Consider the following 24537-nt stretch of genomic DNA (forward strand, 5'->3'; position numbering starts at 1 on the left):
CTCTCCACAACGGAAGTGCCTGGCTACGTCATAAGCGCATTTCGCTTTGTCCGGACAATGATTTACGAACCAATGTCGTGCTAGGGACTCGACCCTGTTGAGAATTCCCGCCAGAAATCTGGCACTTGGACGAAGGGATGGGGCGATCGCCAGCGGACGGCACCTTGATAGGGAAGGCAGATTGTCATCGGCTTCGCTGCTTTTCGCAGACGGTGCGAGACCGCGCGCGGCCGATATCCGCCAGCTGGCGCAATCGGCAAACGGTCTCGCGGTCAGCCTGGATACATCGGAGGAAGGAGGGCAGGAGGAAGGCTGGCTGGAACTCCTTGCAAGCGGCCTCGCTTTCGATGTGACCGGGCTGGAGCCGCAAAAGCCCGATAGCCTGCCGGAACTCGCTTATCGCTACGGGATCGACGGCAGCCTCGATCCTTCGCGACTTCAAGCTGTTACCGTGGTGCCAGGGCCGCATCTGAGCGCTGGCGGAGACATGATACCGGTCGTCCGCACGCTGGCGACGATCGTATCGCAGCTGGCTGGTCTTGACGGGGTAGAAGCGGTCGCGTGGCATCCTGCGCGATCGCTTTGCGATGTCGGCTATTTCCGCAGCGGGGTGCGGCGCTGGATCGAAGGTGGGCCGTTTCCCGGTCTCGGATTGACCTCGCTGGCGGCAGACGAGAACGGCGGACTGACAACGGTAGGTCTCACCCAGCTGATCGGCCAGGAATTGCGCCTGCATCCCGATATCGCCACCGAACCTGTCGAAGCGGCGAAACTTTCCGTCCGTCTCATCAATTGGCTGGTCGAATATGGTCGTCTCCAGGAAAACCAGATGCTTACCGGCCCTTCCGGCGAGGCGTTAATGCTTGAACCTGTGGAAAACTTCGGCATCGTTGAAGTGTGGAGAGGGTCGCACTAAACCACGCGGGGGCAGCCCCTTGCGCAAGCACCGCCAATATTCGGCGACTTCCCTTGGCATTCCGCCACGTGAACAAGCGCGGCGAGCGTGGCTTCGAGCCCGATATGCAGCGCCACCACCTCTTGCCATTGCAATTGCTGCGCAACCACGCGCTGGGGCGGATGATCGAAACAATCGGACGCGAACGGATCGGGATCGACGATTTTCGCCGCAACGGCCTCCTCCTTCCCGCGACCGAAGCCAGCGCTTTCCGGACGGCACCACCGCTGCACCGGGGACCCCATCGAGCCTACAATGCACTTGTGTCTCAGCGTGCCGGTCAGATCGAAGCCGATTTCAAGCGCGAGCGTCGGAAATCCCTCGATCGGGCGGCAAGCCATGCGATCATGCGATTGGCCCTGCTGCAATCTGCGTTGCGACGGCGCTTGCTGGTTTCCGCGCGAAATCGCCTCTTTCTAAGCCGCAAGGACCCGTTTCGCAGCGAGCTGGACTTTGCCGAACTCGATGCAATGGCAGAACAGCTTTGGGCCGCGACCGCGCCGGGCGATTAGGCGGCCTCTTCAAATCGCGGCCACTCGCGCTGGAGCGCAGCGCGCCTTGCGCCCGGCTCCGACGCTGTTTTCAGGTCGTGCTCCAGCCTGCGCGACGCTTCGCCCAGTTCGGCATCGCCAAAATTGGCCGCAACCCCTGCAAGTTTGTGCAATTCCTGGGTTAGTTTCTCCCAGTCGATGGCTGCCGGTTCGCTCTCGAGCGATAGGCGCAGCTCCCGGACCAGCTGTGTACGACGGTCGCGATACCGCGCCTCCAGACCGGCAAGGGATGGGCGAGCCATCGCTTCCGGGGCAGCGCTTTCGTGCGTGATCTCTGCCTTCAACTTAGCGCTTGCCTCATCCGCCGGAGAAAGCCACCGCGCCAATTCCCGTGCCAAAGCAACCGTCGTAACGGGCTTTCCGAGGTGGGACTGCATTCCGGCCCGCGTGCACGCCGCCACATCGTCGGGATAGCAATTGGCTGTAAGGGCGATGACCGGGAGCTCCTTAGCCGTAAAGCCAAGCGCACGAAGGCGGCGCGTCGCTTCGAGCCCGTCGACATCGGGCATCTGCATGTCCATCAGCACGACGTCGAACGGTCTGCCCTCATCGCGCGCCTGCACGGCGGCCGCGACGGCCTCCTCGCCATTCTCGACGAGGCGCGCATCGATATCCAGCGATGCGATCATCGCCATAATGAGCTGCTGGTTGATCGCGTGGTCCTCGGCAATCAGCACACGGGCACCGGAGAGGTCGCCAAGCACGCTTTTCGCGGCGGGCTGCACCTCCTCCAGTTCGTCTTCATTCGCTGCTTCCTTGAGAGGCAGACGCACCGTGAAAGCCGTTCCGATGCCGGGCCTCGATTGCACCGTGATGCGGCCATCCATCATGGTGACAAGCTGGCTGGAGATGGCAAGACCGAGGCCCGTGCCGCCATAGCGGCGGGCTACCGAGCCATCCTCCTGCGTGAACGGCTTGAAGATCACATCCATCCGGTCCGCCTCGATACCTATACCGGTGTCGATGACGCTGAGGGACAGCACAGGTCCCTCCGAACTGGTCTCGACTCGCGCTTCTACATCGACACCGCCGCGTTCCGTGAACTTGACCGCGTTGCCAATCAGGTTGAGCACGACCTGCCGCACGCGGAGGCGATCGAGCATGACGGTCTGCGGTACCGCGTCATCGACAAAGGTGCCGAGCGTCAGTCCTTTGCCGCGCGCCATCGGCTCGTGCAGCTTTGCGCAGTGGCGTAGTTGCTGGCGCAGATCGGTCGGCTCTTCCATGATCCGCAACTGGCCACTCTCGATCTTGGACACGTCGAGAATATCGTTCAGCAGTCGCATCATCGCGCGTCCTGAGTCGGAGATCAGCTGCACCTGCGCGAATTGTTCGTCATCCAGATCGCTTTCCAGCAGCATTTCGGTGAAACCGATTACGCCGTTCATGGGTGTGCGGATTTCGTGGCTCATATTAGCGAGAAAGGTCGCCTTGGCGGAGGCGGCGCTTTCCGCTGTCTCCAACGCTGCGCTCAGGTCCTCTTCCAGCTCCTTGGCTCGCTGGATGTCGATGTTGATGCCGACATAGCCGAGCAATTCGCCATCCTCGCCATATTCGGGCGCGCCGCGGCACATGACCCACAGGCTGGATCCGTCAGGCCGTTTCCAGCGCCATTCATCCTCGAACAGCTCCTCGTTCGCGACAGCGCGCATGAAGCTGGCGAAGACCCGGTCCGCATCCTCCGGGTGCAGCGCGCCGGACCAGCCGGTATCGCGCCACTCGCCCCGGCCCAGCCCCGCCATCTCTTCCCAGTGGCGGTTGACGTAGACGCAGTGGCCATTGGCATCGGTGCGCCAGATGCCGGCAGGCGCAACACCTGTAAGCGTGGCGAAGGATAATGCGGCGTGTTCGCCCGCCTGCTTCTGCCGCCGGTCGCGGTAGTAGAGGAGGGCGAAAGCGGATGCTGCGACAAGCGCAATAGCGATGATAGCGTATTCGACCATATAACGTGCCCGGTTGGTAAGACTGGGTCCGTCATAAGTGCGACATCCCTATTCTTGCGCGAGCATGGGCATCCGGATTGCCACCTAGTCGCGCCTCGCGCCTAGAAGCGGGGCGTGCCCGGGCCATGCGCCGCGCCATTGGCAGCCGAAAGGATGGCGCGCACGCTGGCGGTCGCGACGTCTTCGTCAATGCCTACGCCCCAGCCATTGCGACCGTCGGGCGTGGTCCATTCGATATAGGCAGCCGCTCGGGAATCGACACCAGTGCCGAGCGCGTGTTCGGAATAGTCGGCGACTTCCAGATCGACATCGAAAGCTTCGCGGATTGTCGACAGCACGCTGGAGATAAGGCCTTTGCCACGGCCCGAAACGCGCTGTTCCTCGCCATCGACCTCTACCGTTCCGGTGAAGATGCGTGTGCCGTCGGACGCGCGGCTCTCGTCGTAATCGACGAGGCGGAAGCGGCGCCTTTCGGACTGGACGTAATAGGTTTCGCGGAAGCAGTGCCAGATATCTTCGGCGGTGAGTTCGTGGCCCTCGCCGTCGGCCATGTGCTGCACATGCTTGGAGAAGTCGGCCTGCAACCTCTTGGGCAGCTTCAGCCCCTGATCCTGTTGCAGTACCCATGCAAAGCCGCCCTTGCCGCTTTGCGAATTAACGCGGATCACCGCCTCGTAATTGCGGCCAAGATCGGCCGGATCGATGGGCAGGTAAGGCACGCGCCAGTGCTCGTCATTCTGTGCGCCCCGCGCCTCGAAGCCCTTCTTGATCGCATCCTGATGGCTGCCGGAGAAGGCGGTGTAGACCAGTTCCCCGCCATAGGGATGCCGCTGGTGGACGGGCAGGGCATTGCAGTATTCGACCGTCTCGATCACCTTGTCGATGTCAGAGAAATCTAGGCCCGGGTCGACGCCTTGCGTGTACATGTTGAGCGCGACGGTCACGAGGCAGCAATTGCCGGTCCGCTCGCCATTCCCGAAGAGGCATCCCTCCACTCGGTCCGCGCCCGCCATCAGTCCCAGTTCCGCCGCCGCGACGCCTGTGCCACGGTCGTTATGCGTGTGCAGGCTGATGATGGCAGCCTCGCGATTGGGCAGGTTGCGGCAGAAATACTCGATCTGGTCAGCATAGATATTAGGCGTCGCCGCCTCGACCGTGGCGGGCAGGTTGAGGATGAGCGGGCGATCCTTTGTCGCGCCGACGGTGCGCATGACCGCTTCGCAAACCTCGAGGCTGAAATCGAGTTCGGCGGTCGAGAATGTTTCGGGCGAGTATTGGTAATGCCAATCCGTCCCGGGGCGCTTCGCGGCTTCGTCCACCAGCTGCTGCGCGCCGCGTATGGCGATGTCGCGCACCTCGTCCCGGCTCATGCGGAACACGATGTCGCGCCATGCGGGGCTGAGCGCATTGTAGAGATGGACGATGGCGCGGTGCGCGCCTTCCAGGCTTTCGAAGCTGCGGGCGATCAGGTCTTCGCGTGACTGGGTGAGGACCTGCACCGTCACATCCTCGGGCACGCGGCCCGACTGGACCAGCCAGCTGATGAAGTCGAACTCAGTCTGCCCGGCGGCGGGGAAGCCGACTTCGATTTCCTTCACGCCCACTTCCAGCAGCAGGTCGAAGAACCGGGTCTTCTTCGCCCGGTCCATCGGGTCGATGATGGACTGGTTGCCATCGCGTAGATCGGTGCTCAGCCAGCGGGGCGGGGCGGTGATGCTGCGCGTCGGCCATTGCCTGTCGGGCAGGTCCACTTGCGGGAAGGGGCGGTACTTCGTTTTCGGGTCGGAATGCATGGGCATCGGTGCTGGCAGCCTTGTTGGGCGTGAGCCGGTTGGGTCTGGTGCGGGAAGAAAGAGCCCTTAGGCAGCGGTCCTGCGCCGGGCAGGACATGTTGCGCGCCTAAGGGCGCATAAGTCGAAGCAGGATGGGGCGAATGCCGATGCTCATGATAGGCGAAGCTAACGCGCATGCGCGCGATCGTCCAGCGCGAATCCACCTCAACCTGGAGCGCCAAAGGCCGCGTTCGGAAATATCTGCTCGGCCTGTGGCGCGCCCAATCCTGCGGGTCAGCGCGAAAGGCGGTGTAACCTTCGGGATGGGCTGGTGGTCGCTGCATCATGCGGTCCCTTTGCCAGATCACATTGCTGTAGGACACGGCAGCTGTCAGGAGCCGCTTTTCAGCACCCGGTCCAAGGCGTGCGCATGCGCTGGCGCAAGGTCGCCACGGTGTAGCTTTCCTGCGGTTCGAACGCGGCGCATGGCTGGTAGTTCGGATCGGTCGGCAGGCAGCCCTGGCCGCACAGCAAATTCGCCGTGCCCGTGGCGGGATCGTTGCGCCAAAGCCTGCCGCCGGGCGTGGAGACATAGCCATGCAGCCCGCCTGCGATATCGCCTTCGAGGTCGATCAGCGAAGGCACTTCGCTGTCATAGCGATCATCGTGCCGGCCATGCGTGTGGAAGCTGGCGACGGGCAGGCGATTGCGCAGGTTGAAATACGAGATGTCGCACGTCGCCTCGTGGCCGACGACAATCTCCTGCGTGACGAGACCGCCATCGCTGTTCTCGGAAATGATGCCGCACAATTCCACGCCGTCCGAGAAGGAGCGCGCCTGCAAGTCCGAGAGCTGCGCGCGCGCGAAGCGGTCCACTTGCTCTTGCGACACGGTGCGATAGTTCACATCGTCGCCCACCACTTCAAAGGAATTGCGAAGGACGATAGCCATCCAGACGAAGGCGCAGATGGCAAGAATGGTGACTGTCTGGCGGTTATCCGGCACGTCGTCGTCAGGCTCGCAGCTTCTGCTGAGCGATGGCTTTCGAAATCGTCATGTCCCTCGCATTCGCACCATGGCTCTCGGCGTCAGTCTTTCTCGAATGCGACCGTGATGTCCAGCGCCACCTCGTCGCCCAAGCCCATCGGTACGCCGAAATCGAGGCCCCATTGCGAGCGCATGATCGTGGTCGTGCCGTGAAAGCCGACAGTCGCTTTCTGGTTCATCGGGTTGTCGCCTTGGCCGGACAGTTCGGCGGCGATGACGACCGGCGCCGTCCGGCCGTTAAGCGTCAGATTGCCGAAGATGTTCGCCGTGGTCAGGCTCGTCTGGACGACGGACGTCGAGACGAAGCGCGCATCGTCGGGATCGGGGCCGAAGAAATCGGGCTCGCCGCCATTCTCGCCGGGGCGCAGCATGTGCTCACGCAGTCCTTCGCTCACCACGGCGAGGGAGGTGATGGGCAGGGTGATGTCGACCGAGCTGTTGGAAAGATTGTCCCTATCAAGCTCTAGCACGCCTTCGGCATCGCCGAAGAGGCCGAAATAGTCGTTGAAGCCGAAATGGGAGAGGCGCCATTCGACCAGCGTATGCGCAGGATCGGTGCGATAGGTGCCGGACCGGATGCCGGCTGTGTCCACGCCTTCCAGCGTGGCCGAGACGGTTTCGGTAGTCGCGGCAGCGGTGGCGCACGCAGCCAGCGTTCCGGCGGCGGTGAAAGCGAAAAGTGTCTTGCGCATGGTCGGTCTCCTGAAATCCCTGCTTCGCCAATATGTGGGGTGTGAATCCAGCAACGCCAGAGAGCAGAATTTGGCAGCCCGATGGTTAGGCTTTTTGCCGGGCGCAAGGCGGCGAAGTGGGCATGCCTCAAGTGATGGCTGAGCGCTCTTTCGCACTTACTCTTCGCGGTTCGGCAACAGGCCTACCGGTGCTTGGATCGAATAGCGGGTTCGCCTTGCGCGCGCCTCCTACCCATTCTCTAACCATGCGCGGAAAGGTGCGCGCCATCAGGGCCAGGGGATATGTTTTGCGAAGGCTGCTCGCATCGCCGGTCGCACTCTTGGTGAAAAGATGCCGCTGGCGATCGCGCAGGCCGGAGAGCGCTGCGGCATCGCGGATCGTCGGCACGAGAATATCGAGGAATGGCAGACTGCTAGTGGCGAAACTGTTGAACATCGGCGTATCGCAACACGAAGCATACCAGCGCAGCACAGGGCGGTCCGTCATGTGAAGGCTGGCGAGGTTCTCGATCCCTTGCTCCAAACGAAGACGCGATCCACGGAAGTTGAACAATGCCAGACCGCCAAGATCGTCCAGCATCGTGTCCGCCTTGCCCATAAGCCGGATGAAATCCCGGCAGTCATGGCAATGGCAGACCAAGCACTCGCCATCTATCGGGGATGGTATGGCTACCGTTCCGCGCACCGCGCCGCATTGGCATGCAAAGGAGAGCGTCTCTTCCATGCCGTAGCGACCGCGTCCTAGTTCTTCTCTTTGTCGACGAGCTTGTTGTCGCCGATCCATGGCATCATCGATCGCAGCTTGGTGCCGACCTTCTCGATGGGATGCGCTTCCTGCCGCTGGCGCGCGGCCTTCATTTCCGGATTGCCGACGGCATTATCGGTCATGAAACGCTGCACGAACTTGCCGCGCTGGATGTCGTCCAGAACGCGCTTCATCTCGGCCTTGGTTTCATCGGTGATGACGCGCGGGCCGGTGTGATAATCGCCGTATTCCGCCGTATTGCTGATGGAATAGCGCATATTGGCGATGCCGCCTTCATACATCAGGTCGACGATCAGCTTGGTCTCGTGCAGGCATTCGAAATAGGCCATCTCTTCGGGATAACCGGCCTCTACCAGCGTCTCGAACCCGGCAAGGACGAGGTGACTGATGCCGCCGCAAAGCACGGCCTGCTCGCCGAAGAGGTCTGTCTCGCATTCATCTTTGAAGCTGGTTTCGATGATGGCGGACCGGCCCGCGCCCATGGCTCCTGCATAAGCGAGGGCGAGCGACTTGGCGAAGCCATTGCCGCCCGAGCCGCTGCCTTCCTGGTGCACGGCGATAAGGGCGGGCACGCCGCGGCCCTGTTCGTATTCATTGCGCACCGTATGGCCCGGACCCTTGGGCGCGATCATGATGACGTCGAGGTCCTCGCGCGGTTCGATCAGGCCGAAATGCACGTTGAGGCCATGGGCGAAGGCGAGGGCGGCGCCATCCTTCATATTGCCGCGCAGATCGTTGCGCCAGATTTCTGACTGGTACTCGTCAGGCGCAAGGACCATCACGATATCTGCCCACGCCGCCGCTTCGGCGTTGGACATGACGGTAAAGCCTGCGCCTTCCGCCTTCTTCGCCGTGGCCGAGCCTTCGCGCAGCGCCACACGCACTTCGCCCGATCCGCCAGCCGCGGCAATGCTGTCGCGCAGGTTCTGCGCATGGGCATGGCCCTGGCTGCCATAGCCGATCACCGCGATATTGCGGCTGGCGATCAGGCTGCGGTCGGTGTCGGCGTCGTGATAGACTTTCATCGAAATCCTCTTGTGCGAATGCGTTTGCGAATGGGTCAGGTCGTGGCGGTTTGGCTGATCTGGAAAGCGAGCAGCGTCAGCACGCCGATCAGGGTGATGAGTGGAAATCCGATGAACTGGCCGCGGCTGGCAATGCCGCTATAAATGCCGGCGGCAAGGTGCGTCATCGCGATGCCCAACAGCAGCGCCGGCACATCGATATCGCCATAGGCCATCAGTGCCAGCACGGCGGCGACGATGAACCACAGCAGCGTGGTCCAATGCCAGGCAAAGCGCAGGATCGTGCGCGCCAGTGGGCTTTGCGTAAGCGGTGCATCGATGGCGAAAGCGGGGCCGATCAGCTCCTTCTCGCCGCCGATCGAATGGATCAGCGCAGTAATCGCGCAAAGTGCCGCCGCCATCAGCAGCATGAAAGTAGGGTTCAGGATTTCCATGGGTGTCAGCTCTCTTCGTGGCCTCGCATCATGCCCGTGATACCCGAACGGCCCACTTCCACCAGCCCAAGTTCGCGCATCAGGGCGATAAAGCTGTCGATCTTTGCCGATGATCCCGTCAGTTCGAAAATGAAGCTCTGCGGCGTCGTATCGACCACGCTGGCGCGGAAGACCTCTGCGGTGCGCAGCGCCTCGACACGCGTTTCCCCCGTGCCGCGCACTTTTACCAGCGCCAGCTCGCGCTCCACATGCGGGCCTTCCTCGGTCAGGTCGACGACGCGGTGAACGGGCACCAGCCGCTCCAGCTGCGCCTGGATCTGGTCGATCACTTGCGGCGGGCCGCCGGTGACGATCGTGATGCGACTGATGGCGTGATCTTCCGAGATATCCGCCACGGTCAGGCTGTCGATATTGTAGCCGCGCGCGGTAAACAGGCCCGTGATCTTGGCGAGGATGCCCGGTTCGTTATCGACGATGACAGTGAGGACATGCCGCTCGGACTGGCGATGCTGGATCTTCATGTCACACCAGCGCCTTCGCTTCGTCGGCCATGATGCCGTAAACCTCGTCGCCGTACATCAGCATGTCGGTATGCGCGGCGCCGCTGGGGATCATGGGGTAGCAATTGGCGTCCTTCGCCACCTGGCAATCCACCATCACCGGCCCGTCATGGGCGAGCATGGCGGCGATGCCATCCTCCAGTTCGCTTTCGTCATGAATGCGGATGCCTTTCCAGCCATAGGCCTCCGATAGCTTCACAAAGTCTGGCAGGGAATCGCTGTAACTGTTTGAATAACGGCTCTCATAGGTCAGTTCCTGCCACTGACGGACCATGCCCATATATTCGTTGTTGAGGATGAACACCTTGATCGGTAAGCGATACTGGCTGGCCGTGCCAAGCTCCTGGATGTTCATCTGGATGCTGGCTTCCCCGGCAATGTCGATCACCAGCGCGTCGGTATTGCCCAATTGCGCGCCGATGGCAGCGGGCATGCCGTAGCCCATCGTGCCGAGCCCGCCGCTTGTCAGCCATTTGTTCGGGCCCATGAAGCCGAAATACTGCGCCGCCCACATCTGGTGCTGCCCCACCTCGGTGGTGATGATGGGATCGCGATCCTTCGTCATGGCGAACAGCGTCTCGACTGCCTTTTGCGGCATCAGCGCATCCTTGCGCGCAGGATAAGCGAGGCTGTCGCGCGCGCGCCAGCCGGCAATGCGCGCTTTCCATTCACCCAGATCGCGGCCTTGGCGGTCTCCCCAGCATTCCAGCAACTGATCCAGCACAGTCGCGCAATCGCCCACAATGCCGAGGTCGACGGGCACGATCTTGTTGATGCTGGAGCGGTCAATATCGATGTGGATCTTCTTCGAGTCCGGCGAAAAGGCATCGAGCCGCCCGGTCACACGGTCGTCGAACCGAGCGCCGATGCAGACCATGACGTCGCACTGGTTCATCGCCATATTGGCTTCATACGTGCCGTGCATGCCCAGCATGCCGAGCCAGCCCGGATGGTCTGCGGGAAATGCGCCGAGGCCCATTAGGGTCGAGGTGACAGGTGCACCCGTGCGGCGCTGTAATTCGCGCAAGAGTTCGCTGGCGCGCGGACCGGAATTGATGATTCCGCCGCCTGTATAGAGGACGGGCTGCGTTGCAGACGCAATAAGCTCCACTGCTTCGGCAATTTCATCGGGCGAGGCGACCGTGTTCGGCTGGTAGCGCGTGCGCTTGGGAGCCTTTCCGTCAGGCATTCCGGCCGTAGCGATCTGCACGTTCTTCGGGAAGTCCACCACCACCGGTCCGGGCCTGCCCGTCGAGGAAATTCGGAAAGCTTCCTCGATAGTTGCGGCGAGGTCTTCAGGGTCTTTCACAAGGTAATTGTGCTTGGAACAATGCCGCGTCAGCCCTACGGTGTCGGCTTCCTGAAACGCATCCGTGCCGATGAGATTGGTCGGCACCTGCCCGGTAATCACCACCAGCGGGATCGAATCCAGATAGGCATCGGCAATCCCGGTGATCGCGTTCGTCGCGCCCGGGCCGCTGGTGACAAGCACAACGCCGGGCTTGCCGGTGGAGCGGGCGTAACCTTCCGCCGCATGAGCTGCGCCTGCCTCGTGCCGCACGAGGATGTGCCGGATGCGTTTGTCGGAGAACAATTCGTCATAAATCGGCAGCACAGCGCCGCCAGGGTAGCCGAAGACGAATTCGACCCCCTGCCGCACTAGGCTTTCCACCAATATCGCAGCGCCGCTGCGTTCTTCGGGCACGTTCGATCTCCCGTTCGGGGCAAAAGACAACCCGGCACAATCGCTCGTGCCGGGTCGCATGTTTCCTTTCTATGGACGGGCGATATGTGAAACTATCTGTCTAGTCAATCATCAGATGCGTTATTTTATTCTAACGACACTGTCGATATCGACATCGACAGGATCGCGTCTCGCCCAATGCGTGGGCAACTGGTTGCGAAGCCACGTGTACTGCCGCTTGGCATATTGCCGCGTCGCAAGTTGACCGGCGGCGATGGCATCCTCGCGCGACATTTCTCCGCGCAGCATCGCAGCGATCTGTGGCACGCCGATCGCGCGCATGACCGGCAAATCGGGATCGAGATTGCGGGAGAGCAGGGCTTCGACCTCTGCCACCGCGCCGCTTTCCAGCATCCGCTCGAACCGCAAGTCGCATCGTGCATGCAGCCAGTCGCGATCCGGCAGCAGCACGAGCGGCGCAATATCGACCTGCTCAGCGATGCCGCCGGTCATCCGCGTGTGCCATACATCGAGCGGTGCGCCGGTCGACCGGACCACTTCCAGCGCGCGGGAGATGCGCTGGCTGTCGGCAGGCGCAAGGCGCGCCGCGCTGGCCGGATCTTCGACCTGCAAGGCGCCGTATGCCTCCGCCACAGGCAGGGCGCGCACGGCGGCGCGGATGTCGGCGTCGATTTCGGGGATTGGCGCGATGCCATCCAGCAGGGTGCGGATATAGAGCCCGGTTCCGCCTACGAGTATCGGCACCGCTTCAGACCCGTGCGCCGCTGCAATCTCCGCTTTCGCCGCCGTAGCCCAATCCGCCGCAGAGCAGGCCTCGGCCCCGTCCCACGTTCCGAACAGCCGGTGTGGCACGCCGCGCATTTCCTCTTCGCTCGGGCGGGCGCTGAGCACGTGCAGGTCGGCATAGACCTGTGCGCTGTCGGCATTGACCACCACCGCATCGCGGCCCCCGGAGCGCAGATGCAGCGCGAGACGCACCGCACAATCGCTCTTGCCGCTGGCGGTCGGCCCTGCGATGAGCGCCAGCGGTTTTCGTCCCCCAGGAGTTTGCGACATGCTCATTGCCCGGCTGATAGCAGACCCCGCTGCGCTGGAAAGCGGCCTCGAGGCGATGATGGCTGTTCTCTCCGATAGCGATACGCCCATCGCCCACGCGGCCATGCTCGATTTCTGCGGCGATGTGCTGCAGATCGAATCCCCGGGCGACGATCTGGACGCGCTGCGCCGCGCCATCCGCGCGGCTTTCGATCCGAGCGATTGCCTGATCGCCCGCGATGCCATCCGCGTGCCGGACCTCTTCGTGTCCGACATGGACAGCACCATGATCGGGCAGGAATGTATCGATGAACTCGCCGATTTCGCCGGATTGAAGGCGAAGGTCGCCGAAATTACCGAGCGGGCCATGCAGGGCGAACTGGATTTCGAAAGCGCCCTGCGAGAGCGGGTGGGCCTGCTGGAGGGGCTGGACGAGAGCGCTATCCACCGCTGCCTCGACGAGCGCATCAGGCCGAATGTCGGCGCGCGCGTGCTGGTCGAGACGCTGAAGAGCAAGGGTTGCCGCACCGTGCTGGTGACTGGCGGTTTCCACCACTTCGCCGACGTGGTGGCAGAGCAGATCGGCTTCGAGCGCGTCGTCGGTAACAGGCTGAAGGTGCAAGAAGGCAAGCTGACAGGCAAGCTGGTCGGCGCCATCACCGACAGCGCGACCAAAAAGCGTGTGCTGGAAGAAGAAGTGGCCCGGTTGGGTGAGCGCGCCATCAGCATGGCGGCGGGCGACGGTGCGAACGATATCCCGATGCTGGAAGCGTCGGATTATGGAGTCGCCTATTTCGCCAAACCGAAGGCGCGCGAGGCCGCCAATGGCTGGGTGGAGCGCGGTGATTTGACCGTGCTGCTGAAGCTGCTGGAAGTGCCGGAAGCGGATTGGGTCGGTTAGAAACCTAAAGCCAGCTGGCAATCTGCTCCAGCGGCTTCTTGCGCACCGCGTGTTCCGGCACCGTCGCATCGTCCGCCGGCAGCCCCGCCACCACGATCATCAGCGGTTTCTCGTTCTTCGGCCTGCCGCACAGATCGCGCAGGAAGCCCATTGGCGAGGGCGTGTGCGTGAGCGTGGCAAGGCCCGCTTCGTGTAGCGTGGAAATGAGCATCCCGCACGCAATGCCGACACTTTCATTGACGTAGTAATTTTGTGTCTGCCCGTCTTCCTCGATCCCGCCGGTCCGCTGCGCGAAGCACACGATCAGCCACGGGGCGGTTTCAAGGAAAGGCTTGTTCTCGTCCGTACCGATGGGCGCGAGGGCGCCTAGCCATTCCTCGCTTGCCTTGGGTTTGTCGCCATCCGCGCCGTAGAAGCGCGTCTCCTCGGCCTCGGCAGCCTCGCGCACGGCGCGTTTTTTGTCGGGCGAGCGGATTACGGCGAAATGCCACGGCTGGTGGTTTGCGCCATTGGGCGCGGTGCCAGCAGCGCGGATGGCGTACTCGATCACCTCTCGCGGCACGTCGTGCTCGGAGAACGCACGGCAGGAATGGCGCGTGCGAAGACGCTCGTAAGCCGCGCGGGCACGCTCGACACGCTCTTCGTCCGACAAAGCGGGAAGCGCAGGAAAAGGGTGGTGTTTTTCCAACAACAATCTCCGTTCGCCCTGCGCCTGTCGAAGGGCTGTCTTTGTAATTTGCACTTCGGAAGAAACGAATGCAGGGCTTCGACAGGCTCAGCCCGAACGGATTTCTACTGGCTGACTTTACCGCTCATCCTTCCGGATCACGAATTTCAGGCCCGACCATGTCTCGTCCACCGCGCATTTCTTGGTGTCGACAAGGCCGGCATCCAGCCCTGCTTCGCGCACGTCGTGCTCGCCCACCTGCGTTTCGACGCCAGACGATTTCTTCGGCCAGCTGATCCAGATCTGCCCGTCGCGCTGCATGCATGCGGTCAGATCGGCGAGCTTGCTGGTGAGCGATGCTGAGCAGGAGACGAAGATATGCGCCGCATCGAAGGGCTGGTCCGGGCTGTCCTGATGGCAAAGCTCCACATTGCTGTCCTCGATCTCGGCAAGGACGGTTGGCGGCATCCCGTCGAACCACACGCGCATGCCGTCCTTCAACGTCAGCTTTTGCGCCAGCGGCGTGCCGGAATAGCCTTCGGTCATTACGTCTCCATCCAGTCCGCGAAAAAGCTGGCGTGCGCCTTCCGCATATCCTCCAGCGAGACGCCCAGCAGGCTGGTGCCACCGGTCGTGCCGATGCGGCGGAAGCCGACACGGGCGGTATCTTCGTCTTCGGTGCCCTTGGCCAGCGCCTCGTTAAGCGCCTGCGTATCGGGAACGGTGACGACATAGCGCCCTTGGTCTTCGCCGAACCACCACTGCGCATCGGTGTAGTCGGGATTGCCTTCGACCTCGGCTCCTATGCCACCGGCCATGGCCATTTCAGCCAGAGCTACGGCGAGGCCGCCATCCGAGACATCGTGAACGGCATTCACCAGCCCATCCGCGATCAGTTCGCGCACGATCTTGCCGGCATTCTTCTCCAGCGTCAGGTCGACCGGCGGAGCGCGGCCCTCGTCGCGGCCATGCACGACGCTGAGCCAGAGAGACTTGCCCAGATGGCTGCGCTGCGGATCGGGCGTAGCCCATTCCTCCGGCCAGATCAGGTAGATGGCATCGCCTTCACTCTTGAAAGGCATGGTCATCATCGAATCGTAATTGTCGATAATGCCGACGCCGCCAATCGCGGGCGTGGGCAGGATCGCGCTGCCGCCGCCCGTCGCCTTGCTTTCATTGTAGAGGCTGACATTGCCGCTGACGATGGGGAAATCGAGCACGCGGCAGGCCTGGCCCATACCATCCAGCGCGTGGACGAATTGCGCCATGATCTCGGGCCGCTGAGGGTTGGCGAAATTGAGGCAATTGGTCACTGCCAGCGGGCGCGCGCCCACGGCGCAGAGGTTGCGATAGGCCTCGGCAATCGCTTGCTTGCCGCCCTCGCGCGGGTCGGCATGGACATAGCGCGGCGTGCAATCGGTGCTGATCGCCAGCGCTTTTTTCGTGCCGTGCACGCGCACCACGCCCGCATCGCCGCCGGTCTGGAGAGTGTCGGCACCCACCTGGCTGTCATATTGCTGGCTGATCCAGCTTTTCGATGCGAGATTGGGGCTGGCGAGCAGTTTCAAGAGGTCCGCGCCCACATCCTCGCTATCGGGGCGCTGCTGCATCGGGGCGATGCCGGCCCAATCGAGATACTCCTCCATGGAGAGGTAGGGGCGATCATATTCCGGCGCATCGGCGGCCAGCGGGCCAAGCGGAATGTCGCAAACGACTTCGCCGCCGAATTCCAGCACCATGTGGCGCGTATCGGTGACCTCGCCGATGACGGCGAAATCCAGCTCCCACTTCTCGAAAATGGCCTGCGCCATTTCCTCTTTGGCGGGTTTCAGCACCATGAGCATGCGCTCCTGGCTTTCGCTGAGCATCATTTCATACGGCGTCATGCCCTCTTCGCGGCAGGGCACCTTGCCCATGTCGAGGCGGATGCCGGCCTTGCCGTTGGTAGCCATTTCGACGGACGAACTTGTGAGGCCCGCCGCGCCCATATCCTGGATGGCGACGATGGCATCGGTGGCCATCAGTTCGAGGCACGCCTCGATCAGCAGCTTTTCCGTGAACGGGTCGCCCACCTGCACGGTGGGGCGCTTCTCCTCGGCATCCTCGCCGAAATCCGCGCTTGCCATGGTTGCGCCGTGGATGCCGTCGCGTCCGGTTTTGGAGCCGACATACACGATCGGGTTCCCAACGCCCGTGGCAGCGCTGTAGAAAATCTTATCGGCATCGGCGACGCCCACGGTCATAGCGTTGACGAGGATGTTGCCGTCATAGGCGGGGTGGAAGTTCGTTTCGCCCGCCACGGTCGGCACGCCCACGCAATTGCCGTATCCGCCAATGCCAGCGACCACACCCTGCACCAGATGCTTCATCTTGGGATGATTGGGCCGCCCGAAGCGCAGCGCATTGGCATTCGCCACCGGGCGCGCGCCCATGGTGAACACGTCGCGCAAGATACCGCCCACGCCCGTCGCCGCGCCCTGATAGGGCTCGATATAGGAGGGGTGGTTGTGGCTCTCCATCTTGAAGATGGCGGCCTGCCCGTCGCCGATGTCAATCACACCGGCATTCTCGCCAGGACCGCAAATGACCCATGGAGCCTCGGTCGGCAGTTTCTTCAGGTGAAGGCGGCTGGATTTGTAGGAGCAGTGCTCCGACCACATGACCGAGAAGATGCCCAATTCCACAAGGTTGGGCTCGCGGCCAAGCGCAGCGAGAACGCGGTCATATTCTTCGGGGCTGAGGCCGTGCTGTTCGACCACTTCGGGGGTGATATCTGACATGGCACGCGCCTTAGCGGGGAGGGTAGGAGAGGGGAAGGCCCGCAACATCAGCCTCTGAAGATTTTCCCCGCTCATCCTGAGCTTGTCGAAGGATCGCTTTTTCTTATGACTGCGCGCAATAAAGTGAAGAACGATGCTTCGACAAGCTCAGCATGAGCGGATCGAGGGTCAGGCAAGAATGGCCAGCGTTACCCAGGCCGCCACCGCGCTCGCCACGCCTGTCGCGAAGGCGCCCCACGCAATATCGGCCACCGAAACCTTGGTCGCCCAGACTTTCATCACCGCCTGGTTAGTGAGGTCGAATGTCGCATAGCACAGCCCGCCTACCAGCGCGCCGTTAAGCAGCGCCTGCAGCACATCGCCGCTCTCCAGCGCGGGTCGGACGCCGAAATAGACCATGCCCGCAATATAGATGGCGTAGAATGCCAGCGCGGCGCCTTTGCGGAAATTGTCCGCCATGATCTCGCCGATCACGGGGCGGTAGAGATTGGGCGCCGCCCAGCGCAGGTAAACGGAGTCGAGCAGGCCGAATGCGATGGCAGCCACGACATATGCAATAATCCACTCCATTGTCTCTCTCCTGCTGGTGGAGCAACTTGACCCCCGGCGCGGGCATGGTCAATGGTCGCCGCCATGACGTATCAAGCCCCGCCCATTGCGGATATGAGTTTCGAGGACGCCCTGCGCGCGCTGGAAGACGTTGTGCGCCGCCTGGAAGGTGGTGAAGTGCCGCTGGATGAAAGCATTGCCCTTTACGAGCGCGGCGAGAAGCTGCGGCGGCACTGCCAGGCGCGGCTGGATGCAGCGCAGGAGCGGATCGAGAAAATTGTCGCCGGTCCGGATGGCAAGCCCACCGGCACCGCGCCCTTCGATGCGGGCTGACGCGCCATGGGGCTGACACTTGCGGGCGACAGCATCCTCGCCAAGGGGCTCGAACGGATCCAGCGCGAGATCGACGACGCTTTCGATGGCCTCCTGCCTGTGCCGGACGACCATTCCGCCCGGTTGGTGGAGGCTATGCGCTATGCGGCCATCGGCGGCGGCAAGCGCGTGCGGCCCATGCTGGTGGCGACAGTGGCAGAAATGTACGGCGCCAGCCGCGCCTCTGCCATTTACGCAGGCTGCGCGATCGAGGCGATCCACGTCTATTCGCTCATTCATGACGACCTGCCCTGCATGGACGATGACGACATGCGCCACGGCAAGCCGACCCTGCACAAGGAATTCGACGAGGCGACCGCCGTGCTGGCGGGCGATTCCCTGCACGATCTCGCCTTCGAGCTGCTTGGCGGCCACAAGGTGAGCGAAGACCCCTTCGTGCGCGCGGAGCTTGTTTACACGCTTGCTTCGGGCAGCGGCCACAATGGCATGGCTGGCGGGCAGATGATGGATATCATCGCCGAGAGCGAGGGTCGCGAATACGACCTGCACACGATCACCCGCCTGCAACAGCTCAAGACAGGTGCTCTGCTGGGCGCGGCGGTGGAGATGGGCGCGATTATTGGCAAGGTGCCCGAAGAGGGGCGCGGACACTTGCGTGCCTACGCCCGCGATATCGGCCTCGCCTTCCAGATCGCGGACGATTTGCTGGACGAGGAAGGCGACGAGGAGCTGGCAGGCAAGGCGCTGCGCAAGGATGCCGATATGGGCAAGGCGACCTTCGTCTCGCTGATGGGCGTAGATGACGCCCGCGCGCAGGCGCGTGCTCTGTCGGAGCAGGCCATCGGCCACCTCGCGCAACATGGTGAGGAAGCCGACCTATTGCGGGCTTTGGCGCGGTTCATTGTAGAGAGGGACCGGTGATGACTGAACGCATCGGCCTTTACCCCGGCACGTTCGATCCCTGCACGCTCGGCCATGCCGACATTATTCGCCGAGGGGCGAAGCTGGTGGACCGGCTGGTGATCGGCGTCACCACCAATCCCAGCAAGAACCCGATGTTCACGCCCGATGAGCGGATCGAGATGATGCAGGGCGAGATTGAGCGGCTCGGGCTCGACAATGTGGAGATACGCGGCTTCGATGCGCTCTTGATGAAGTTCGCCGACCATGTGGGCGCGAATGTCATCATCCGCGGCCTGCGGGCCGTCGCGGATTTCGAGTACGAATACCAGATGGCGGGCATGAACCAACAGCTGAACGACAAAGTCGAAACTGTCTTCCTCATGGCCGACACCGCGCTCCAGCCGATCGCCTCCAAGCTGGTGAAGGAAATCGCGCTCTACGGCGGCGATATCGCGCCCTTCGTCAGCCCCGAAGTGCGAGAGCGCGTCGTCGCCAGGGTCGCCGATATGGGGCAGCGCGGCGAGCTGTGACTGCGGATATGTTCATTGAACTGTCAGCCCGCTGCCGATAGAGCTGCATCCAACTTCACTTCCAAACGGACGGGACCATGATCCGCCACATCGCGATGACGGCCGCTGCGGCCGCACTCACTTTCACTGCCGCTCCTGCCTTGGCGCAGGTTGGCGAGCTTGCCCCCGCGGTCGAGGCGACCGATACCGCCAACACACAGGCAGAGCAGATGCCGATCAGCGTCAATTTCGACGTGACGCAAGATCGCGGCAATATCCTGTTCCTCGACCTGTCCAATGGAGAGCGGGTCGCCATCCGGCTTGTGCCGCAATGGGCGCCCAATCATGTTGAACGGATCAAGACGCTGACCCGCGAAGGCTTTTACAACGGCGTGCCGTTTCACCGTGTGATCGACGGTTTCATGGCGCAGACGGGCGACCCGACCGGCACGGGGCAGGGCGGCTCGACGCTTCCCGACCTGGAGGAAGAGTTCAACTTCCTGCCCCATGTGCGCGGCACCGTGTCCATGGCGCGCGCCGATGACGAGGATAGCGCGAACAGCCAGTTCTTCATCGTGTTCTACCCGCGTTTTGCGCTGGATCGCCGCTACACCAATTTTGGCCGCGTCATCCAAAACATGGCTGCTGTGGACGCGATCAATCGCGGCGAACCGCCTGCCAATCCGACCCGCGTTTTGCAGGCCAGCATTGCCTCCGACAATGTCGCCCAGATGATGCCGAGCGCGGCTGCGCCCGAGCTTGACGAGCCGGTGACGCTCGACATGCTGAACGCGCCGCTGGAGAACTGATTGGCCTTTGTGCTCCTGCGTGAGGCAGGAGCCTCTTGCAAATCGCTCCTGACGTGACGATGGCGATCCCAGCTTCCGCCGGGACACCTGATTGATGCGCGTTGACCTTTTCGATTTCGACCTCCCGCAAGAGCTGATCGCTTTGCGCCCCGCGCGTCCGCGCGACACGGCGCGGATGCTGGTGGTGGAGGGCGATGCGCCCTTCGCGGATTGCGGTGTGCTGGACCTACCGCAGATCCTGCGTGAGGGCGATGTGCTGGTGTTCAACGATACCCGCGTCATTCCCGCGCAACTGGAAGGCCGACGCGGGGAAGCGAAGATAGGCGCGACGCTGCACAAGCGGCTCGACCTGCGCCGCTGGCAGGCGTTCATCCGCAACGCGAAGCGTCTGAAGGAAGGCGACACCGTCGAATTCGGCGCGAATGTCACCGCCACTGCGGAAGAGCGTCACGCCGATGGCAGTTTCACGCTGGCATTCCATGGGGACGAACCCGTCGAAGTGCTGCTGGAGCGGGCAGGGCGCATGCCACTGCCGCCCTATATCGCGGGCAAGCGCGACACCGACGCGCAGGACCGCGAGGATTACCAGACCATGTTTGCGGAAAAGGACGGCGCCGTTGCCGCCCCTACCGCCGCCCTGCATTTCACCGACCGATTGATCGCCGCGCTGGACGAGGCCGGCGTGAAGCGCGAAACGCTCACCCTGCATGTAGGCGCGGGCACCTTCCTGCCGGTGAAAGCCGATGATACCGACGATCACCAAATGCATTCCGAATGGGGCACGATCGATGCCGCGACAGCCGAGCGGTTGAACGGCGCGCGCGCTGCCGGTGGCAGGCTGATCGCGGTCGGCACCACCAGCCTACGCCTGCTGGAAAGCGCGGCTGGCGAAGACGGCACGATCCGCCCCTTCGCCGACGATACGGACATTTTTATCACTCCGGGCTATCGCTTCCGCGCGGTGGACGGGCTGATGACCAATTTCCACTTGCCCAAGAGCACGCTGATGATGCTCGTCTCCGCCCTGATGGGCCGCGAGCGCATGCAGGCGGTCTATGCCCATGCGATTGCGCAGAAGTATCGCTTCTACAGCTATGGCGACTCCAGCCTGCTGTTGCCGGCGCGAGATTAGTTCGCTTGTAAAACCGACCTTGCAGGGCAATGTCGTGGGCATGACCGATCCCATCCTCGACATTCGCGACCTCGAAAAGACGTATGACGGCGGCGTGAAAGCGCTGGGCGGGGTCGACCTAACCATCCGCGCCGGAGAAATTTTCGCGCTGCTCGGGCCCAATGGCGCGGGCAAGACGACGCTGATCGGCGCGGTGTGCGGCATGGTGCGACCGACCGGCGGCACGATCCGCGCCTTCGGCATGGATATGGCGACACATTGGAAAGCGGCGCGCAAAGATATCGGGCTGGTTCCGCAAGAGCTCAGCTTCGACATGTTCGATACCGTCATCCGGCAGGTGCGCTTCTCGCGCGGCATGTTCGGCTGCCCACCGGACGAGGCGGTGATCGAGGACATCCTGAAAAGCCTTAGCCTTTGGGACAAGCGCGATTCGCAGATCCGCGAGCTGTCGGGCGGGATGAAGCGGCGCGTAATGATCGCCAAGGCGCTGTCGCATGATCCCAAGCTGCTGTTCCTCGACGAGCCGACCGCGGGTGTTGATGTGGAATTGCGGCGCGACATGTGGCGGCAGATCGATGCGCTGCGCACCCGCGGCGTCACCATCATCCTCACCACGCACTACATCGAGGAAGCCGAGGAGATGGCCGACCGCGTCGGCGTGATCAGCAAGGGCCGCATCCTGCTGGTGGACGACAAGGATGCGATCATGGCCAAGTTGGGACGCACAGAAGCGCATTTCGACATGGAGCCGCGGCTTGCGGACATTCCCGCCTCCCTCTCGCGTTTCCCAGTGCATCTGGAAGAGGGTGGCAAGCGCCTCGTCTATCGCGGGGGCGACGGTACGGGGAAGGGCAAGCGCGAGGTTGCCGAACTCGCGCAGATCATGGCGCGCGAAGGGATCGGCTATGCCGGGCTCGACACGAAGGAAAGCAGCCTGGAGGATATCTTCGTCGACTTGCTGAACGAGCCGACGGAGGAAGCGGCATGATTTTCAACGCGCGCGGCGCCTACGCCATTTTCAAGAATGAGCTGATGCGCATGTTCCGCACGGCTTTCGGCTCCATCCTCTCGCCGGTCATCACCACATCGCTTTATCTCGTGGTCTTCGGCGCGGCCATGTCGGAGCGTGTGGAGACCGATATCGGCGTGCCCTACGGCGCGTTCATCGTTCCGGGCCTGCTAATGCTGACGCTGCTGTCCGAAAGCACCAGCAATGCGAGCTTCGGGATCTACATGCCCAAATTTACCGGTGCGATATACGAGCTGTTGTCGGCACCCGTTGGCGTGGTGGAGACGCTGATTGGCTTCGTCGGCGCGGCAGCGGTCAAATCGCTGATCCTGGCAGCCATCATCCTCGGCACGGCGGCGCTGATCGTCGATTACCAGATCGCCTACCCGCTCCTCGCCTTCGGCTATATCCTGCTGGTGGCGGCCACCTTCTCACTGCTGGGCTTCATCATCGGACTGTGGGCGAACAGCTTCGAGAAGCTGCAGATCATCCCGCTATTGGTGCTGATGCCTCTCACCTTCCTCGGCGGTACTTTCTATTCGATCGACGTCCTGCCCGAGCCATGGCGCTCGGTCTCGCTCATCAATCCCGTCGTCTATCTCGTGAACGGATTGCGCTGGACGTTCCTGGGCGAAAGCGACTTTCCCATCGCGCTCAGTTTCGGGATGACGATGATTTTCCTGCTGTTGTGTATTGGCATCATATGGTGGATTTTCAGGACGGGTTGGCGCCTTCGCGATTGAATCTGCACATTGCGCGACCATTTGGTTCACCGCCGCGCAACATCAGGCGGCTCAAAAACCAGCATCCCGTCAGGTTCGGGATGCAATTGAGGAATACTAAATGAAAAAGACCATCGCTTCCATCGCTCTTGCTGGCGCCGCCATGGCCCTGCCTGCTGCCGCCCATGCACAGGACGCTGGCGCAGACATCACCATCGGCGTCTCCGGCGGCTATCACGATCTCGGCGTCGACGGCGACGTTGAAGATGCCTTCCCCGGTGCCGAAATCGACGATGGCAGCGCCATCATCGGCGGCTTCATCGCTGCCGACTTCCTTGTGAGCGAAAATGTCTTCATCGGTGCGGAAGGTAACTACCATTTCGGCACCGGCGCCATCGACAGCGAATACGGCGCTTCGATCCGCCTCGGTGTGACCGATGCGGGCGGCGCGAAGTATTATGTTCGCGGCGGCTATCAGGAAGTCGAGCTGGATTACGCCGAAATCATCACGGTCGACGGCATCACCTTCGACGACGATGACTTCATCGGTCTCGACGACACCGAAGGCGATTACCTGGTCGGCGCCGGCGTCGAGTTCCCCATGGGTGAAAGCACCATGCTGCGTGTGAACCTCGACACGATCAGCTTCGATACCGTTCGCGCAACGGCAGGCTTCGCCTTCCGCTTCTGATCGCGGCATAAAGAGCCAATCGAGGGGCGGGGCAGCAATGCCTCGCCCCTTTTATTTGCGCGCCGGGAAACGAGACGTTAGCAGGCGCAGCATGACGACGCTGCACCGTGCCATGTTGGCTCTACCACTGCTCCTCATCGCCACGCCGGCCCATGCCGACCTGCCCGAAGCCGCGCGCGCGATGATCGAAGCCGCGCTGGAAACAGGCGATGCCGACACCGTCGAAGCGGTCATCGCCACGGCGCGCTCCGCTTTCCCGGATGACGCCGAAGAGATCGACGCGATCTGGACAACGTTCCGGACCGAACAGGCCGTGCTCGCCGCTGCCGAAGCTGCCGCGGCCGAGCAGGAGTTACGCCAGGCCGGGCTGTTCGACAATTGGAGCGGGGAAGGCCAGATCGGCGGCTTCCAGGCGTCCGGCAATTCAGACGAATTCGGCGTGACCGCGGCTCTCGCTCTAGAGCGGGAGGGCATCGACTGGGAGCACCGCCTGCGTCTGTCCGGCGATTATCGAAGGCAGGAAGGCGAGACCTCGCGCGAGCAGATCTTCGCCCGCTACGAGCCTCGCTATCAGGTGAGCGAACGCCTGTTCACTTACGGCCTCGCCCAGTTCGAGCGCAACGTGCAGCAAGGCTTCGGCGAGCGCTATTCGGTATCGGGCGGGCTGGGCTATCGCGTGCTCGACAGCGACGACATCGAGCTGTCGGTGCAGGCCGGTCCGGCTTATCGCGTCACCAATTTCCTCGATGGCACCTCGACGGACAGGATCGCCGCGTTGCTTGGCCTTGATTTCGATTGGGATATCACGGATTCGCTCAAGCTGACGCAGGACACCAATGCCACCGCCGAAACGGGCGGCGAAGTGCTGGTGTTGGTCGATGGCGCGAGTACCAGTATTCTCGCGACCACCGGGCTGGAAGCTGGCCTGTCGGATTCGCTCTCAGCGCGTCTGAGCTGGACGCTCGACTATGACAGCAACCCGCCTGACGGTGCCGTTACCACCGACACGCTGACCCGCTTCACACTGATCTACGGCTTCTAGAGCAG

General features: G+C 62.6%; 26 protein-coding genes. 12 read left to right on the forward strand and 14 right to left on the reverse strand.

Annotated elements, in window-relative coordinates:
• The first annotated feature begins 181 nt into the window (after positions 1–181).
• The gene (locus tag BMF35_RS09010) at positions 182–916 is read left to right on the forward strand and encodes a hypothetical protein (RefSeq protein WP_047005652.1); all 735 of its coding nucleotides are present in this window, start codon (positions 182–184) and stop codon (positions 914–916) included.
• Positions 917–984: 68 nt separating this feature from the next.
• Positions 985–1467: an AHH domain-containing protein gene (locus BMF35_RS09015; protein ID WP_236781508.1), complete on the forward strand. Its 483-nt coding sequence runs from the start codon at positions 985–987 to the stop codon at positions 1465–1467.
• On the opposite strand, the gene BMF35_RS09020 is transcribed toward BMF35_RS09015, so the two are convergent.
• The 10 genes from BMF35_RS09020 to miaA all read right to left on the reverse strand — a co-directional run bounded on the left by BMF35_RS09020 (position 1464) and on the right by miaA (position 12512).
• Positions 1464–3449, reverse strand: coding sequence for a PAS domain-containing hybrid sensor histidine kinase/response regulator (locus tag BMF35_RS09020; RefSeq protein ID WP_052765886.1), 1986 nt, complete (start codon positions 3447–3449; stop codon positions 1464–1466). The genes BMF35_RS09015 and BMF35_RS09020 overlap by 4 nt on opposite strands.
• Before the next feature lie 101 nt (positions 3450–3550).
• Positions 3551–5248, reverse strand: coding sequence for a 2-isopropylmalate synthase (leuA, locus tag BMF35_RS09025; RefSeq protein ID WP_047005653.1), 1698 nt, complete (start codon positions 5246–5248; stop codon positions 3551–3553).
• Between the two features lie 378 nt (positions 5249–5626).
• A complete protein-coding gene (locus BMF35_RS09030; protein WP_052765887.1) occupies positions 5627–6226 on the reverse strand; it encodes a DUF4329 domain-containing protein in 600 nt (199 codons plus the stop codon).
• Between the two features lie 83 nt (positions 6227–6309).
• Positions 6310–6960, reverse strand: coding sequence for a YceI family protein (locus tag BMF35_RS09035; RefSeq protein ID WP_052765888.1), 651 nt, complete (start codon positions 6958–6960; stop codon positions 6310–6312).
• A gap of 127 nt (positions 6961–7087) precedes the next feature.
• Entirely contained in the window at positions 7088–7744 is a 657-nt protein-coding gene (locus BMF35_RS09040; RefSeq protein ID WP_335622556.1) for a DUF6151 family protein, read from the reverse strand.
• Positions 7702–8751: a ketol-acid reductoisomerase gene (gene ilvC / locus BMF35_RS09045; RefSeq protein ID WP_047005655.1), complete on the reverse strand. Its 1050-nt coding sequence runs from the start codon at positions 8749–8751 to the stop codon at positions 7702–7704. Before ilvC ends, BMF35_RS09040 begins: the two co-directional genes overlap by 43 nt.
• Before the next feature lie 35 nt (positions 8752–8786).
• Positions 8787–9185: a hypothetical protein gene (locus BMF35_RS09050; RefSeq protein WP_047005656.1), complete on the reverse strand. Its 399-nt coding sequence runs from the start codon at positions 9183–9185 to the stop codon at positions 8787–8789.
• Between the two features lie 5 nt (positions 9186–9190).
• On the reverse strand, positions 9191–9706 hold the full coding sequence (gene ilvN / locus BMF35_RS09055) for an acetolactate synthase small subunit (protein WP_047005657.1): 516 nt from the start codon (positions 9704–9706) through the stop codon (positions 9191–9193).
• A gap of 1 nt (position 9707) precedes the next feature.
• Complete coding sequence (gene ilvB, locus BMF35_RS09060; protein ID WP_047005658.1) at positions 9708–11450, reverse strand: biosynthetic-type acetolactate synthase large subunit; 1743 nt, start codon at positions 11448–11450, stop codon at positions 9708–9710.
• A gap of 120 nt (positions 11451–11570) precedes the next feature.
• On the reverse strand, positions 11571–12512 hold the full coding sequence (miaA, locus tag BMF35_RS09065; protein WP_047005659.1) for a tRNA (adenosine(37)-N6)-dimethylallyltransferase MiaA: 942 nt from the start codon (positions 12510–12512) through the stop codon (positions 11571–11573).
• Between miaA and serB the strand changes: the two genes are divergently transcribed.
• Positions 12505–13386, forward strand: a complete 882-nt coding sequence (gene serB, locus BMF35_RS09070) for a phosphoserine phosphatase SerB (protein WP_047006475.1) — start codon at positions 12505–12507, stop codon at positions 13384–13386. The genes miaA and serB overlap by 8 nt on opposite strands.
• Before the next feature lie 4 nt (positions 13387–13390).
• Here serB and BMF35_RS09075 read toward each other — a convergent pair whose 3' ends face one another.
• From BMF35_RS09075 to BMF35_RS09090, 4 genes are all read right to left on the reverse strand, one after another.
• On the reverse strand, positions 13391–14077 hold the full coding sequence (locus BMF35_RS09075) for a nitroreductase family protein (RefSeq protein ID WP_047005660.1): 687 nt from the start codon (positions 14075–14077) through the stop codon (positions 13391–13393).
• Between the two features lie 114 nt (positions 14078–14191).
• Positions 14192–14599: a DUF3052 family protein gene (locus BMF35_RS09080; RefSeq protein WP_047005661.1), complete on the reverse strand. Its 408-nt coding sequence runs from the start codon at positions 14597–14599 to the stop codon at positions 14192–14194.
• Positions 14599–16833 (reverse strand): phosphoribosylformylglycinamidine synthase subunit PurL, encoded by a 2235-nt coding sequence (purL, locus tag BMF35_RS09085; protein ID WP_047005662.1) that lies wholly within the window; start codon positions 16831–16833, stop codon positions 14599–14601. The genes BMF35_RS09080 and purL overlap by 1 nt, the downstream gene beginning before the upstream one ends.
• A gap of 168 nt (positions 16834–17001) precedes the next feature.
• A complete protein-coding gene (locus tag BMF35_RS09090) occupies positions 17002–17403 on the reverse strand; it encodes a DUF2177 family protein (RefSeq protein WP_047005663.1) in 402 nt (133 codons plus the stop codon).
• A gap of 63 nt (positions 17404–17466) precedes the next feature.
• Here BMF35_RS09090 and BMF35_RS09095 point away from each other — a divergent pair, with 63 nt between their 5' ends.
• The 9 genes from BMF35_RS09095 to BMF35_RS09135 all read left to right on the forward strand — a co-directional run bounded on the left by BMF35_RS09095 (position 17467) and on the right by BMF35_RS09135 (position 24532).
• Positions 17467–17715, forward strand: a complete 249-nt coding sequence (locus BMF35_RS09095; RefSeq protein ID WP_047006476.1) for an exodeoxyribonuclease VII small subunit — start codon at positions 17467–17469, stop codon at positions 17713–17715.
• Between the two features lie 6 nt (positions 17716–17721).
• On the forward strand, positions 17722–18636 hold the full coding sequence (locus tag BMF35_RS09100) for a polyprenyl synthetase family protein (RefSeq protein ID WP_047005664.1): 915 nt from the start codon (positions 17722–17724) through the stop codon (positions 18634–18636).
• Positions 18636–19148, forward strand: a complete 513-nt coding sequence (coaD, locus tag BMF35_RS09105) for a pantetheine-phosphate adenylyltransferase (RefSeq protein WP_047005665.1) — start codon at positions 18636–18638, stop codon at positions 19146–19148. Before BMF35_RS09100 ends, coaD begins: the two co-directional genes overlap by 1 nt.
• A 77-nt stretch (positions 19149–19225) precedes the next feature.
• Positions 19226–19936: a peptidylprolyl isomerase gene (locus BMF35_RS09110; protein WP_047005666.1), complete on the forward strand. Its 711-nt coding sequence runs from the start codon at positions 19226–19228 to the stop codon at positions 19934–19936.
• A 94-nt stretch (positions 19937–20030) separates the two neighbouring features.
• Positions 20031–21068 carry a tRNA preQ1(34) S-adenosylmethionine ribosyltransferase-isomerase QueA gene (queA, locus tag BMF35_RS09115; protein ID WP_047005667.1) on the forward strand — a complete coding sequence of 346 codons (1038 nt, stop codon included), beginning with the start codon at positions 20031–20033 and terminating at the stop codon, positions 21066–21068.
• Positions 21069–21108: 40 nt separating this feature from the next.
• A complete protein-coding gene (locus BMF35_RS09120; protein WP_047006477.1) occupies positions 21109–22056 on the forward strand; it encodes an ABC transporter ATP-binding protein in 948 nt (315 codons plus the stop codon).
• Positions 22053–22820 carry an ABC transporter permease gene (locus BMF35_RS09125; RefSeq protein ID WP_047005668.1) on the forward strand — a complete coding sequence of 256 codons (768 nt, stop codon included), beginning with the start codon at positions 22053–22055 and terminating at the stop codon, positions 22818–22820. Before BMF35_RS09120 ends, BMF35_RS09125 begins: the two co-directional genes overlap by 4 nt.
• 100 nt (positions 22821–22920) lie before the next feature.
• Positions 22921–23490: an outer membrane beta-barrel protein gene (locus tag BMF35_RS09130; RefSeq protein WP_052765890.1), complete on the forward strand. Its 570-nt coding sequence runs from the start codon at positions 22921–22923 to the stop codon at positions 23488–23490.
• A 91-nt stretch (positions 23491–23581) separates the two neighbouring features.
• The gene (locus BMF35_RS09135; RefSeq protein ID WP_047005669.1) at positions 23582–24532 is read left to right on the forward strand and encodes a DUF481 domain-containing protein; all 951 of its coding nucleotides are present in this window, start codon (positions 23582–23584) and stop codon (positions 24530–24532) included.
• Positions 24533–24537: the final 5 nt, after the last annotated feature.

This window comes from Aurantiacibacter gangjinensis (genome assembly GCF_001886695.1).
Taxonomy (GTDB): domain Bacteria; phylum Pseudomonadota; class Alphaproteobacteria; order Sphingomonadales; family Sphingomonadaceae; genus Alteraurantiacibacter; species Alteraurantiacibacter gangjinensis.